General features: G+C 68.6%; 8 protein-coding genes and 4 pseudogenes. 6 read left to right on the top strand and 6 right to left on the bottom strand.

Annotation, left to right across the window (positions count from 1 at the left end; genetic code table 11):
- Positions 1–155: 155 nt before the first annotated feature.
- The 3 genes and pseudogenes from ACIF8T_RS27640 to ACIF8T_RS27630 form a co-directional block, all read right to left on the bottom strand.
- Positions 156–911: pseudogene (locus ACIF8T_RS27640) on the bottom strand (alpha/beta hydrolase); the annotation flags it as partial.
- A gap of 114 nt (positions 912–1,025) precedes the next feature.
- Positions 1,026–1,427, bottom strand: a complete 402-nt coding sequence (locus tag ACIF8T_RS27635) for a transposase (protein ID WP_400038944.1) — start codon at positions 1,425–1,427, stop codon at positions 1,026–1,028.
- Between the two features lie 246 nt (positions 1,428–1,673).
- The gene (locus ACIF8T_RS27630) at positions 1,674–3,281 is read right to left on the bottom strand and encodes an alpha/beta hydrolase (RefSeq protein ID WP_400038810.1); all 1,608 of its coding nucleotides are present in this window, start codon (positions 3,279–3,281) and stop codon (positions 1,674–1,676) included.
- 308 nt (positions 3,282–3,589) lie between these two features.
- On the opposite strand from ACIF8T_RS27630, the gene ACIF8T_RS27625 reads away from it, so the two are divergent.
- The 4 genes and pseudogenes from ACIF8T_RS27625 (at position 3,590) to ACIF8T_RS27610 (ending at position 8,785) form a co-directional block, all read left to right on the top strand.
- Positions 3,590–3,853, top strand: a complete 264-nt coding sequence (locus tag ACIF8T_RS27625; protein WP_400038809.1) for a hypothetical protein — start codon at positions 3,590–3,592, stop codon at positions 3,851–3,853.
- Between the two features lie 309 nt (positions 3,854–4,162).
- A pseudogene (locus ACIF8T_RS27620) lies at positions 4,163–4,324 on the top strand (IS6 family transposase); the annotation flags it as partial.
- A 1,626-nt stretch (positions 4,325–5,950) separates the two neighbouring features.
- On the top strand, positions 5,951–7,384 hold the full coding sequence (locus ACIF8T_RS27615; RefSeq protein ID WP_400038808.1) for an endo-1,4-beta-xylanase: 1,434 nt from the start codon (positions 5,951–5,953) through the stop codon (positions 7,382–7,384).
- A 99-nt stretch (positions 7,385–7,483) separates the two neighbouring features.
- Entirely contained in the window at positions 7,484–8,785 is a 1,302-nt protein-coding gene (locus tag ACIF8T_RS27610; protein WP_400038943.1) for an RICIN domain-containing protein, read from the top strand.
- Between the two features lie 536 nt (positions 8,786–9,321).
- On the opposite strand, the gene ACIF8T_RS27605 is transcribed toward ACIF8T_RS27610, so the two are convergent.
- Entirely contained in the window at positions 9,322–9,456 is a 135-nt protein-coding gene (locus ACIF8T_RS27605; RefSeq protein ID WP_400038807.1) for a hypothetical protein, read from the bottom strand.
- A gap of 88 nt (positions 9,457–9,544) precedes the next feature.
- Positions 9,545–10,510 carry a glycoside hydrolase family 6 protein gene (locus tag ACIF8T_RS27600; RefSeq protein ID WP_400038806.1) on the bottom strand — a complete coding sequence of 322 codons (966 nt, stop codon included), beginning with the start codon at positions 10,508–10,510 and terminating at the stop codon, positions 9,545–9,547.
- Positions 10,511–10,879: 369 nt separating this feature from the next.
- Here ACIF8T_RS27600 and ACIF8T_RS27595 point away from each other — a divergent pair, with 369 nt between their 5' ends.
- The gene (locus ACIF8T_RS27595) at positions 10,880–11,893 is read left to right on the top strand and encodes a LacI family DNA-binding transcriptional regulator (RefSeq protein WP_400038805.1); all 1,014 of its coding nucleotides are present in this window, start codon (positions 10,880–10,882) and stop codon (positions 11,891–11,893) included.
- Between the two features lie 160 nt (positions 11,894–12,053).
- Here the strand turns inward: ACIF8T_RS27595 and ACIF8T_RS27590 are convergent.
- Positions 12,054–12,182 (bottom strand): annotated as a pseudogene (locus tag ACIF8T_RS27590) (IS6 family transposase); the annotation flags it as partial.
- 79 nt (positions 12,183–12,261) lie between these two features.
- On the opposite strand from ACIF8T_RS27590, the pseudogene ACIF8T_RS27585 reads away from it, so the two are divergent.
- Positions 12,262–14,247, top strand: a pseudogene (locus ACIF8T_RS27585) (hypothetical protein); the annotation flags it as partial.
- Positions 14,248–14,276 lie beyond the last annotated feature (29 nt).

Below are 14,276 nucleotides of genomic sequence, written 5' to 3'. Positions count from 1 at the left end.
CGTACCCCCCCCCCCCCCCCCCCCCCCCCCCCCCCCCCCCCCCCCCCCCGCCCCCCCCCCGCCCCCCCCCCCCCCCCCCCCCCCCCCCCCCCCCCCCGCCGTCGCCTCGCGTGCCAACCCTCCTTGAACGGCTGCAAACTGCCCTGTCGGCTGGATCAGGGGTGCTTGTCGAAGAAACCGGTGAGCTTCCCCCACGGGATCAGCTCGACCTCGTCGTAGAGGTCCACATGTCCGGCACCGGGAACGATATGGAGTTCCCTCGGCTCGGGGGCCTGGGCGTAGGCGTCCTCGCTGTAGTAGCGCGAGTGCGCCTTCTCACCCGCGATGAACAGCAGCGGGCGCGGGGCGGTCAGCTCGATCTGGGCGAGCGGCATGAAATTCGCGATCGCGCCGAGGCTGGTCAGGGTCAGCGGATGCGAGCGAGAGTGCTGGCCGCGCGGCGTCGCGTAGTGCTCGGCGAACTCGTCCGCCGCCGCCTGCTGGGATGGCTTCAACGGCACCGCGCTCCCGCCGCCGTAGCGCACCTCCCCGCCGTCGAACTCGGCCCACCGCTGCTCGGCCGCCTCGGCAGGGGCCCGCTTGCGCTCCTCGACGGAGTTCTTCTCGCTGGGGACCGGGGCATAGCCCTGGCCGTCGCGGTAGGCGCGGCCCATGTCGTACATGCTCACCATCGCGACGGCCTTGAGACGCGGATCGATCTGCGCGGCGCTCAGGGCGAAGCCGCCGCTGGCACAGACCCCGATGACGCCGATCCGGTCCCGGGCCACGTCGCGGCGGGTGCCGAGGTAGTCCATGGCGGCGCTGAAGTCCTCGACGAACGTCTCCAGGGACGCGATGTGCCGCGGCCTGCCGCCGCTCTCACCGTTGCAGGAGGCGTCGAACGCCAGCGTCACGAAGCCCGCGCTCAGCCATGGTCTGCGCGTACGGGCCCGAGGTCTGTTCCTTCACACCGCCGGACGGGTGCCCGACGGTCAACGCGCGGGCACGGCCCCGCAGCCGCTTGGGGCGTGTTGTGAAAGTGCTGGTCACAGCCATTCGTTGAGGGCTGCGACCAGCACGGCAGCTTCATAGCGGACGGCGAGTTCGTCGTACCTCGTGGCGACGGCCCGGTGGCGCTCGAGCCGGTTGATCCCGCACTCGACCGCGTGCCGCTGCTTGTAGTCGTCCTTGTCGAACTTCGGCGGCCGCCCGCCACGCGATCCGCGCTTGATGCGGTTGCGAACCCGGTCCGCCGGTACCGGAATGGTGGCCTTGATCCCGTGTCTGCGCAGGTAGGAGCGATTGCTGTGCGAGTCGTACGCCTTGTCGGCCCGGACTCGGTCCGGCCGCTTGCGCGGCCTGCCCAGCCCCAGCCTCGGCACTCGGATGGCTTCCAGGACCGGCTCGAACTGCGGGGAGTCGCCCCACTGCCCGGCCGTGATCACCACGGACAAGGGCTTCTGCCCCTGCTCGACCGCCTTTTCACCGCTCCGGCGGCGTGCTGGTGGGCCCGGCAGACGGTGGGGTCGACGTTGACGTCCCAGGTGATCAGGCCCTTGGCGTCCGCCTCGGCCTGGAGCCGGGTGAGAATCCTCGCCCAGGTGCCGTCCCGCTGCCAGCGCCGGAAATCGGCCCTATCGAGGCGACTCCGACCGGGCAGCGGGCCGGACAGGGAAGCACCGCGTTCCGGCGGGTTACTTCTGGTTGACGTCGGTGCAGTAGACGTCCTTGTCCGGCAGTTGGCCGGTGGCCAGGAAGCCGACGGTGGCCTTGTCGGCGCAGGCGGAGCCTTCGCCGTAGACGGAGTGTCCGCCGTTGTCGACGCCGACGAAGGCAGAGCCGTCGCCGAGGGACTTGTGCAGCCCGACGCCGCTTTCCCACGGGGTGGCATTGTCCCGGCGGTTCTGCAGGATCAGGGTGTTGCGCGGGCCTCCCTTCACGACCTTGGCAGTCGCCTCAGCCGGCTTGTCCCAGTAGGCGCATGCCCAGATGTTGGCGGGCATGCCCGCGGTGAGCGGCCACTTCTCGCGGTCGGCGGTGGTGCGGGCGGCGTAACCGTCGACGTCGTGCGGCCATTCGGCGTCGCCGCAGGTGAGAGCCATGAACATGGTGGCCTGATTGTCCGCGGGGACGCCCGGGGACATCGGTGTGCTGGTGAACACCTCCTTGAGAACCGCGGTGTCAGCGGCCGTGGCGCTGCCGTGGGCCAGGTCGTCGGCGGCCTTCCAGAACTTGGCGAGCAAGGGAAGGGTGTTGTTGTGCAGAAGCAGGGCGTAGGTCATGTTCCGCAGCAGCGCCCCGTCCAGCGACACCGATGCGCCGGGAATCGCCGCGGGCGTGCGGTCGAGCCGGTCGGCGAGGGCGAGGTAGGTGTGGGTCACCTGCGCGACGCTTGTGCCCAGCTTGAGGGTGCCGGCCTGCGCCGCGGCGACGCGGGCGGCATCGGGGAACCGGTCGGCCATGCCCTTGCCCCAGGTGTCCGTCACCTGGTTGGCCCATACCTTGGTGGGGTCGACGTTGCCTTCCAGGATCATCCGGTCGGTGCGGTCCTGGAAGAGGGAGCGATAGACGACGCCGAGGTAGGTGCCGTAGGACTGGCCCCAGTAGGAGATCTTCTTCTCACCGAGCGCCTGGCGGATGCGGTCCATGTCGCGGACGGTGTTGGCGGTGTTGTAGTACCGCAGGTTCTTGCCCACCGTGTCGGCGCACTGCTTGGCGTCGGTTTTGGCGCGGGTCACGTTCTTGGTGATCGAGCCGTCCGCGGCAGGATAGGGGAAGAGCCCGGACACGCTGGGGTCCCGCAGACCGCAACTCTGTGGAGTGCTGTGTTCGACGCCGCGCGGGTCGAAACCGATCAGGTCGTAGCGGTCCAGCACGGAGTTCGGCAGTTTGGACGCCATGGTTTCGGGCATGTCGAGACCGCCCAGCGCCGGCCCGCCGGGGTTCAGCAGCAGCACGCCACGCCGCTTCCCGGGCTGTGCGGTGGACAGCCGGGAGACCGCCACGTCGATCTTCATGCCGCCCGGGTTCTGGTAGTCGAGTGGCACCTGCAACGTTCCACAGGCCAGGTGGGGGTCACGGGTTTGTCCCTCGGCCAGGGCTGGGCATTTACCCCAGATGATCTTGGCTTCGCCCGCGGTCTCGCCGACGCTCTTGCCGGAGACCCTGGCCGGTTGCGAGCCCTTGGTGTCGGCGCCGCACGCGACCGCTGCGGTTCCTGCCAGCATGGAAACCAGCAGAGCTGTGGCGATTCGGCGGCCCCTGGGGAAACCGTGCTGCGCGGAACTGCGTGTCGTGGTCATGGTGTTGTCCTCGGCTAGGGCTGGTCGGCCTCGTCCGGCCGTTGTGTTGACGATGCGAGTCAACAAGAGACCACCGGTGGCGTGCGTCACCCCAGAGAGGACAAAACAGGTAGCTCGCTCGGGGGATCCGGGCCGATCCTGAGAACGGAACGACCGCCATGGGGCGTATCGGATGAGCTGTGGGCGGGAACGAGCCGCTGCTGCCAGCTTGCCCGCGCCGCACGGCATCACATGGCCGTCAGGCTCGGCCGTCCTCTCACTGGCTTCACTTGTGCCTCATGTCGGCGCCCCGGGCCCGGAACGCCCTCTTGGAACGACTTCGCGGCCCGAATGGACTGGTCCCCGTCACGTCGGACTACGGCGCGGCGAACCACCAGCCGAAGGCGGCCGTCGACGGCGCACTGCGACGGACTGTCGACCCAGGACAGGTCGTCTCGCTCGACACGTCGTCGTCGAGCGAGACGGACGGCGACGCACTCAGCTTCCAGTGGTGGCAGTACCACGACGCAGACTCCGTCTCGACACGCGTCACCGTCAACAACGCGTCGTCACCGGCCGAAAGTCGTCAGTGAACGGTGCAGCGGCGGCAAGCATCATGGGGCGTCAGCCCTGCGATGCCTCCTCCGTCGAGGGCATCGGCAGCCGCCGGCCCACATCGGGACATCGAGCCAGACATTGCCTGATTCCGGCAATCTTTACGCGGCTTTGATGCCGCACCCGCACAGTCGGACAGTCGGCGGCCCAGTCCCTGCCGACGCTCTGGAGCACCGGGAAACAACTCTGTGCCGTCCCCAGCGATATGCCGGGAGTCTGGTCGGCGATTCTTAGGGAAGAAGGCGGAGAAGCTTCGCCGAACGGGGTTCCGGCGTGGTGCTCATGACGGTGTCGCTCAAAGGTTCCTGTCCGCGTTCAGCGGTATCTTCCCCCACTTCCGTCCCCGTCGCCATCTGATGACCGCTTCCGGACACTGAGCCGAGATGACAGTCCGCTTCGCGATCTGGGATCAGATCACCGACGCCGCCGGTCGGCCCACCACGGCCTGACACCCGCCCGGGCCGCACCTCACCACACCTCGACGCACCATCAGACAGGCGTCAGCCCAACAACGTGACAACGCCGACACGGCTCCTTGTGCCTCTGCATTCGGGCGGTGCACCCCGGGGTTTCCCTGCTGTGCGATGGAGTAACCTCAACGCGTTCGTAATATCGAACAATGATCGACTTAGTGAGCAAACTGAATGATAGGGGACCGGTGAGCGGCGTCAACACCTCTCGCATGTGTCGCTGTAAAAATCGAAACATTCGCGAGAGTCTATACACGAAACGCTGCACGCCACACCGCCAAGTGGCCGATTCGCACCACACGTGACGCCGGAGTGGAGCACTCTCGCGGACAGTGCCGACACCAGGTTGACCGTGCCTCCAGTGCCCGTGACGCACCGATTCTCCGAAGGGCGCCAGACATTCCGACCCTCTTCAGGTGATCAGCAAAGGAGTCCCAGGCGCCCCGACGATCTCGGCGGATGACTGCTCCACCTCCTCGCGACCGCCACGCCTCGAGCGGACAGCCCGGAGCTCAGCCCGCCGCCGGGGCGGAACAGCCGAGACAGCGCATGAGACAGGTCGGCTTCACCGCACAGCCGACCCTCCCTCCTGAAGTCGGCTCCGCTCGCGCCCGAGCCCTGACATGCGGCTTGTGTGATGGCCTCAGCATGATCGATGGGCATCTATCGCCAGATCCCGCACAACCGGGTACCCACACTCGCGCCACGCCTCCCTGCATCTGACGACCGCTCAGAGTCAGCGTCATCAGTGCATCGAGAAGGCACCGCCACCAGGTGACGCCAACCCGCAAATCGCCCCGAAACACTGTAAACCGCAGCTCGGACGAGGTACTCCGCGTCCGCCTGCTGCACCCCGGAAACAGGCCGGCTCCACCCGCCCCGAGCCCGTGAACAGCAAGCATCAGCAGGTCAGAGACTCTTCGCGGCAGGCTCAAGAACCGCCACACTCCACGCGCGAGGCCACGGAAAGACGTCGACCCGAGCAGAAACAGCAAAGCGCAAAAGTCGGGCAAGAAGCGTCCGCACGCTCGCCCATGACCCCGGCCCTACGGCATCCACCGACGACGGCACCGAGGGCTCGCCGCCCCACTCACTGGAATCCCGAATGTTTCGAGCAAGAGACGGAAACTTTTCCTGCGAGGAGTATTGACGGTTCATCATCACCACCTCAATCATCCCTACCTGAAAAACCGACCGCGGTTCGATATATCGAACCGCATCGGCCCTGGGCAATCCATGCTGCACGACAGATCCGCGCACCAAAGCACCTGCGCCACCCCGTTTCGTTCCGGTGAGGTTCGCACCAGCGCATCCTGGCTCTTCGCGCAGTCGGAGAGGTACGTGACGCCGCGTAGCGGTCCCCCGGTGAGCCGCGATGGAGTACTCCCGTGTCTGTGTCGGAACACCGCTGCCCGCCGTACGTCACCCGACGGCCGACCGGGTGCGACCCGTGCCCGTGGAGATCGTCCCGCCCCATGACCGCGGTGTCCGGTGATTCCGTGCCGCCCGGCCTCCGACCCGCCCCGTCCGTCTGCCGAACGGGAGCGGACGACGCAATCCCCTGCGCTTCAGTCCTTCCGTGATCTCTACCTTGGAGGCACAGCCATGGTCTCGTATGCCCTTCCCAGACCCGTTGTCCGCCGGAAAATCCGAGGCCTGCTGTTGGCGCTGGTCGTCGGCGTCCTCGGTGCGGCCGCCGCACTGGTCGCGCCGCCGGCCGCGCACGCCGCCGAGAGCACGCTCGGCGCCGCGGCGGCTCAGAGCGGCCGCTACTTCGGCACCGCCATCGCCTCGGGCCGGCTGGGCGACTCGGCGTACACGTCGATCGCGAACCGCGAGTTCAACTCGGTGACGGCCGAGAACGAGATGAAGATAGACGCCACCGAACCGCAGCGGGGCCAGTTCAACTTCACCGCCGCCGACCGCGTCTACAACTGGGCGGTGCAGAACGGCAAGCAGGTGCGCGGCCACACCCTGGCCTGGCACTCCCAGCAGCCCGGCTGGATGCAGAGCCTCAGCGGCAGCGCACTGCGCCAGGCGATGATCGACCACATCAACGGCGTCATGGCCCACTACAAGGGCAAGATCGCCCAGTGGGACGTCGTGAACGAGGCCTTCGCCGACGGCAGCACGGGGGCCCGGCGCGATTCCAACCTGCAGCGCACCGGCAACGACTGGATCGAGGTCGCCTTCCGCACCGCGCGCGCCGCCGACCCGGCGGCCAAACTCTGCTACAACGACTACAACGTCGAGAACTGGACCTGGGCCAAGACCCAGGCCATGTACGCGATGGTCCGGGACTTCAAGCAGCGCGGCGTGCCGATCGACTGCGTCGGTTTCCAGTCGCACTTCAACAGCGGCAGCCCCTACAACAGCAACTTCCGCACCACCCTGCAGAACTTCGCCGCCCTCGGCGTCGACGTGGCCATCACCGAGCTCGACATCCAGGGCGCCTCGGCCTCGACCTACGCCGCCGTGACCAACGACTGCCTGGCCGTCCCGCGCTGCCTCGGCATCACCGTCTGGGGCGTGCGTGACATGGACTCCTGGCGGTCGGGGGACACGCCGCTGCTGTTCAACAACGACGGCAGCAAGAAGCCCGCCTACACCGCGGTCCTCAACGCCCTCAACGGCGGCACCACCACCCCGCCTCCTACGGACGGCGGACAGATCAAGGGCGTCGGGTCGGGCCGTTGCCTGGACGTGCCGAACTCCAGCACCACCGACGGCGTCCAGCTCCAGCTGTGGGACTGCCACAACGGCACCAATCAACAGTGGACGTACACCGCCGCCGGCGAGCTCAGGGTCTACGGCGACAAGTGCCTGGACGCCGCCGGCACCGGCAACGGCGCCAAAGTCCAGATCTACGGCTGCTGGGGCGGTGACAACCAGAAGTGGCGCCTCAACTCCGACGGATCCATCGTCGGCGTGCAGTCCGGCCTCTGCCTCGACGCCGTCGCTGGCGGCACCGCCAACGGCACCCTGATCCAGCTCTACGCCTGCTCGAACGGCAGCAACCAACGCTGGACCCGCACGTGATGGGGCCTGCCGCGAGCGAAAGGTGAACCGATGAAGACCCACGGTGCGGTTTCTCCCGCCCCTCCCCGACGACATCACTGGTGGTCCCGGGTCGCCGCCATGGTGGCGGCGACCCTCGCGATCAGCGTGCTCGCCGCGGTGGATCCGGCGCCCGCCGAGGCGGCGACGGTGGACACCGACGCCTTGTACATCCTGGTCAATCGCAACAGCGGCAAGGCGCTGGACGTCTCCGGCGCGTCCACCGCCGACGGCGCGCGGGTCGGCCAGTGGACGCGCAGCGACGGAGCCAGCCAGCAGTGGCAGTTCGTGGACTCCGGAGGCGGCTTCTACCGCCTCAAGGCCCGGCATTCGGGCAAGGTTCTCGACGTGGCCGGCGCCTCGACCGCCGACGGTGCCGCGATCCAGCAGTGGGCCGACCACAACGGGGCCAACCAGCAGTTCCGCCTGGCCGACTCCGACGCGGGCCACGTCCGGCTGATCAACCGCACCAGCGGCAAGGCGGTGGAGGTGCAGGGCGCCTCCACCGCCGACGGCGGCAACGTCGTCCAGTACACCGACTGGGGCGGCGCCAACCAGCAGTGGCAGATGATCAAGCTGTCGTCCGGTGGCGGCAGCGGATGCGGCAGCGCCCCGACTCTGACGAGCGGTACGCACACGATTCAGAGCGGGGGCAAGAGCCGCAGCTTCATCCTCAGGGTTCCCTCCGACTACGACAACAGCCACCCCTACCGGCTGATCTTCGCGTTCCACTGGCGGGGCGGAACCGCCGGCGACGTCGCCTCGGGCGGCACGAGTGGGAACGCCTGGTCCTACTACGGCCAGCAGGAACAGTCGAACAACGCCGCGATCCTCGTCGCTCCCCAGGGCCTCGGCAACGGCTGGGCCAATTCCGGCGGTGAGGACGTCACCTTCGTGGACGACATGATCCGGCGCATCGAGGACGGCCTCTGTGTCAACCCGGCACAGCGTTTCGCCACGGGATTCAGCTGGGGCGGCGGCATGAGCTACGCACTCGCATGCAGCCGGGCCAACGTCTTCAGGGCCGTCGCGGTCATCTCCGGCGCACAGATCAGCGGGTGCAGCGGCGGCACCCAGCCCATCGCCTACTTCGGAATCCACGGCATCAGCGACAACGTCCTCAACATCGCGCAAGGACGTTCCCTGCGCGACAGATTCGTCGGCAACAACGGCTGCACCCCCCAGAACCCGCGCGAGCCCGCGCCGGGCAGCCGAACGCACATCACCACCACCTACTCGGGCTGCCGTGCCGGATACCCGGTCCAATGGGCCGCGTTCGACGGAGGCCACGTACCCGGTCCGGTCGACGGTTCCCCCGGCGAAAGCGGCATCGCCACCTGGACCAAAGCAGAAATCTGGAGGTTCTTCGCACAGTTCCAGTAACACGCCCGCACCATGGAGTGGAGCCAGGACGGCCCTGGCTCCACTCGGTATCCGTACACCGTTCGCCCCTCGACGTACCGGGCCTCCCCCGCCGGTCGGCGCCCGGTGCTTCCCGCACTCACCGGTGAGCGGCCGACGCTGCCGCGCCGGAGCGGCGCGGGCGGCCCTCCGGCCCGCGGTCACACGTCGCGCTGACGGTGACCCCCTTCACCCATACCGGCGGCGCGCTCCCGCACGTCTCCCACCATCTGCGGCGTCTTCCCAGTTCCGGGCGGCCCGAGCAGGATTGCGTCCTCCGCCTTCGCGACGAACGTGCCTTCCGCGGTGCGCGAGGACGTCGCAACGGAGGGAGGGCAGGTGGTCGAGGTACTCCCCGTGGGACCAGTTCTGGTCGCGGGCCCGGTCGGCCGCCTCCTCCCAAAAAGTGCCGACGGTGGGCATCTTCACCGGGTCGGACAGGAAAGTACGGACGGCTGGCCGTCCATCGGTGAGCTCGCCGCAGTGACCGACCTGGCCCTGGAGTGTGTGATCACGTATTACTCCGCTTTCGTAGCGGACGGATTGAAGTCGACGTCGAAGAGCGCGTCATGGTCGGGCAGGGCCCGCAGCGCGACGGCATGACCGTCGGCGTGGCGGTGAGGGCCGCGGCGCCGCGGGCTGCGTGGATCCATGGCTGCTTCCTGGCTGATGAGCTGGTTGAGGGAGCGCCCGCCGCCCGGCGGACTGTCGATCGCCTGGGCGGGCGGCGGGAGTCCTGGTTCAGTAGCCGTAGATCATCTTGTAGGCGACCTCGGGGAGGAACTGTCCGGCCGTGGAGCCGGCTCCGACGCCGCAGTTGCCGTCCGATTCGCCCGGGGTTTTGATCCACAGGAGCATCTCGGCGCCTCCGCCCGTCCGGGTGGGCGTGCCGATGCGGCGGCCCGAGGGGTTGCACCACTGTCCGTTGGAGCCGTTGCCGTTGCGGCTGGTGTCCACGACGAACGGCTTGGTGTAGCCGTAGCGGGCGCTGAGTTCGCTGTTGACGGCGTTGCCGTAGGCGGTGTTCTCTGCGGTGGTGAAGTAGTTGGAGACGTTGAGCGAGAAGCCGTGGGCCTGGCGGAGGCCGGCTTCGTGGAGGCGCCGGGCCATGGTCGCCGCGTCGGCCCAGCGCGGGTTGCCGGCGTCCATGTAGACCCAGGTATTGGGGGCCTGGCGGTTGAACTGGGCGAGGGCGCCTGTGAGCATGCCTTCGCGCTCATCGATCTGCGCCTGGGTCATGCAGCCGTAATCCCCAAGGGAGTCCGGTTCCAGGATGACGACGGCCGGGCGGTTGCCGATCCCGCCGGCGAACTGGGCGATCCAGTCGGCGTAGGCGGACGGCGAAGCGGCTCCGCCGGCGGAGTGCCCGCCGCAGTAGTCGCGGTTGTAGACGTTGTAGGCGACGAGGATGGGCAGCTTGTCCCGGTAATCCGCCGCCCCGACGTAGGCACCCGTGGCGGTGCCTATGGTGCCGCTCCAAGAGCCGAACCAGCGGGCCATCGGTGTGTTGGCGATGGAGGCGTTGATCGCAGCGGCCCGGCCGTCGCCGGGGTTGGCGGCCACCCACCTCTTCGCGCTGGAGTCGGGGTCTACGTAGAACCCACTGGTCATGGTGGTCGGGTCGGCCGCGTGGGCGGACGGTGCGGCGGCGAACGCCAGCGGCAGAGCACAGAGCGCTGCGGTCAAGGCGCGGAGTCTGCGGCGCATGTCTGAACCTCGTTCTCCTGGCAGGGATGCGTCGCACGCTCTCGTCCCGGGCATGCGACGCGCTGAGAAGTGCGGTGGCACGATCATGCTTGGGAGCGCTCCCAATGGAAGCGCTCCCAAAAGCGCGGCGAAACTGTTGGGTGTGGTCGGTATGGTGTGACGGGGCAGTTGAGCTGTCAAGTGTCAACGCGCCGGTATTCTCAGCGACTTGCATGCAGAAGGGCTGGAGGGCCTGAAACTGGAAGCGCTCCCAGTTGATCGGTCCTTGAGGGGCCTTGCTGATTCCCTGGCGTCCGCCATGCGAGTGGCAGCCGCATGGGCCGAGGTGAGATGCTGCCCGTCCGGTCGAGAGGGAGGGGCCCATGGTTCATGGCAGAGGATGCGCCGCGTCGGCAGCCGACGCTCGACGAGGTGGCCGAACGCGCCGGTGTCTCCCGCTCCGTGGCCTCCCGCGTCCTCAACAACGCTCCGCACGTCAGCCGCGCCAAGCGTGAGGCGGTCGAGCGGGCCGTCCGGCAACTCGGGTACGTACCCAATCCGACCGCCCGCGCTCTGGCCACGCGACAGACGGGAGCGGCCGCCCTGGTCGTCTCGGGAGAGGATCCGTCGATCTTCGCCGATCCGTTCTTCGCCCAGGTGATCGTAGGGGCGTCGGCCGCCCTGGAGGAGGCCGACCTGCATCTGATGCTGTGCCTGGCCGCTTCCGACCGGGGCCGCAAGCGGGTTGAAGAGCTCCTTCGGTCCAAGGGCGCGGACGGGGTCATGCTGATGGCGCTGCGCGAGGACGACCCGCTGGCGCGCATGGCCGACGAGGCGCAGATGCCCGTCGTGTTCGGTGGGCGTCCGGTCGGTTCGGCTCCCCGGTGGTACGTGGACGTCGACAATGTCGGCGGAGCGCGCGAGGCGACCGAACATCTGGTCTCGCGCGGCCGGAGGCGCGTGGCTGCGATCTGCGGACGTCTGGACACCGAGGCCGGGCGCGCCCGGTACCGCGGCTACCGGGACGCCATGCTGGGCGCCGGTCTCGATCCGTTCCCTCCGCAGGAGGGCGATTTCGCCGAGCCCAGCGGAGCCGCCGCCATGGCCGCACTGCTGGCGGACCACCCCGACGTCGACGGAGTGTTCGCTGCCAACGACAACATGGCGGCGGGAGCGCTGCGCACCTTGCGGGAGGCCGGCCGACGGGTCCCCGCCGACGTCGCCGTGGTCGGCTTCGACGACTTGGCGGTCGCCCAGGTCGCCGATCCGCCGCTCACCACCGTCCATCAGCCCATAGAGGCTTTCGGACGGGAGATGGCGCGCATGCTCGTCGCACTCGTCGACGGGCAGGACCCTACCCCGCTGATTCTCCCCACCCGCCTGGTCATCCGCTCCAGCACCTGACGACCGTGACACGGGTTCAAGTGCCGATGCAAAGACCGGCTTACTGATCGTTTCAGAATGACCTTCGGAGGGGTCGGAGGCAGATGATGCTGCAGGCGAATTCGAGCAGGCCCAGATGGAGGTTGGACGCTGTCACGTTGTTGGGCGGGCGGTCTCTGATGACGACGATCCCGCGCTCGAGCATGAGCTCCTCGACCTCGCGGAAACTGAGCGGAAAGCGGTAGGACAGCCACACACAGTGGGAGATCACCTCGACCGGATACCGGTGCCTCTTGTACGACAGCGACACGGCCCTCACGGACAGCTCCCTCCTCCAACACGATCAACCAGAAGATCATCCACCCGGCCAACCAACGTGACACGCCCCCACGAACCCGATCCAGCTGGCGCTGCGGGCCGGTTTCGGGCCGGTGGTGGTGTTCGGCCACCTACGCCTCTCTCGTGGACCGCGAGGACGTCGACGCGCCTGCGAGCCATGGGGAGGTGAGGGGGCCGCTGGAGGCCGCTTTGGTGGGCGGAGAGCGGCTGTACGGCCAGCGGATGGCGGGTTTCGCCCTCGCGATCGTGGACGAGGCCCACTCAACCGCCGGTGATCTTGGCAGGCCGTGGGCGGCGATCCACGACAACCAGCGGATCCGGCGGACTTCCGGCTCTACCTGACCGCCACCCCGCGCATCCTGGCCCCCCGGCCGCAGAAGGGCCGGCCGGCCGGGAGCTGGAGCTGGCGTCGATGGGCCAGGGCTCCGAGACTTACGGGCTGTGGATCGCCGAACTGAGGCTGTCGGAAGCGATCGAGCGCGGGATCCTCGCCGGGTTCGAGATCGACGTCCTGGAAATCCACGCCCCCTCCCTCATCCTCGGAGAGTCCAGGAAGCGCGGCGGAGCCGGCGCCTGGCCCTGCTGCAGACCGCGCTCCTGGAACACGCGGCCACGCACAACCTCCGCACCGTGATGACGTTCCACCAGCGGGTGGAGAAGGCCGCCGCGTTCGCGGAGAAGCTGCCTCAGACCGCTGCCGAGCTGTACATGAACGACGCCTCGGACGAGCATCTGGCGAAGGCGGAGAAGCTCCCCGCGTCGTCGATCGACGCGGAGTTCTACGAGCTGGAGGCCGGCCGCCACGTCCCGCCGGACAGGGTGTGGTCGGCGTGGCTGTGCGGCGACCACACCCTGTCCGAGCGGCGCGAAGTCCTGCGCCGGTTCGCAGGCGGCATCGACGCCGCCGGGCGCCGGGTCCACCACGCCTTCCTCGCCGGCGTTCTCGTGCTCGGAGAGGGCGTGGACATCACCGGTGGGCGGGGAGTCGACTCGATCCGCTTCGCCGACATCCGCGGCTCCCAGGTCGAGATCGTGCAGAACATCGGCCGCGCCCTGCGGCCCCACCGCAACGGCAGCATCAAGATCGCGCGGATCATCGTGCCCGTCTTCCTGGAACCCGGCGAGGACCCCACCGACATGGTCGCCTCCGCCGGCTACCGCCCCCTCGTCGCCGTCCTCCAGGGCCTGCGCTCCCACGACGAACGCCTGGTCGAGCAGCTCGCCTCCCGCGCCCGCACAGCGGACAACGCAAGATCCACCTCCGACGGGATGAGGGCGGGCAGATTATCGACGCCGGCGGCGCGAGCGACAGCGAAAGCCAGGAGCACGACGACGCCGACACTGCGGCGAGTCCGCGCTGCTGCACTTCTCCACACCACGCGACCCAGCAACCATCGCGGCGTTCCTGCGCACCCGGGTCTAACCGGGTGCTCGCCGACCTCGCCGAGGACGAGCCTGGTGGGGTGCTGCCCGACACCCAGCCCGGCGTGCTCATGGACGGTGACGACATCGGCCGGTGGTTGGAGCGGCAGAAGAACCCGGGCACCTGGGCGCAGCTCCTGCCCGAGCAGCAGGAACGGCTGACCGAGCTGGGCGTCAGGTCCGCTGAGGCGCCCTCTCCCGCCCCGGCGGCCAGGCGTGCGAAGGACCCGGGCAAGGCGCAACAGGCCTTCCAACGCGGCCTTGTGGCCCTCACGCAGTGGGTGCAACGGGAGGGCAAGCCGCCGGTACCGCGCGGCCACAGCGAGCAGGTCACGGTCGACGGCGAGGCGGAACCGGTGACCGTCAAGCTCGGCGTGTGGCTATCGAACATCAAATCGAGGCGAGACCGGTTGGACGCCGACCAACTCGCCTCCCTGGTAAAACGGCAGGCAGGTCAGGAGATCGGCCGCGTTGAGGTGTCGCCCGCTGCCTTGCGGGGCGCACTGGTCTGGCCCGTGCCGACCGCGATGCCTGGCCAGCACACCGAGCAGGGTCACAGCATCACCCACCGCAGCCCACCTCCTCGGACAGGACATCCGACGACTCCGGCTTGACGCATGAGACTGCCTCCTCTGAAGATCAT

It is taken from the genome of Streptomyces sp. NPDC085946, assembly GCF_044540485.1.
In the GTDB taxonomy this organism is placed as follows: domain Bacteria; phylum Actinomycetota; class Actinomycetes; order Streptomycetales; family Streptomycetaceae; genus Streptomyces.
Note: the sequence above shows the minus strand (reverse complement) of the source record. Positions and strands in the feature narration are given on the sequence as shown.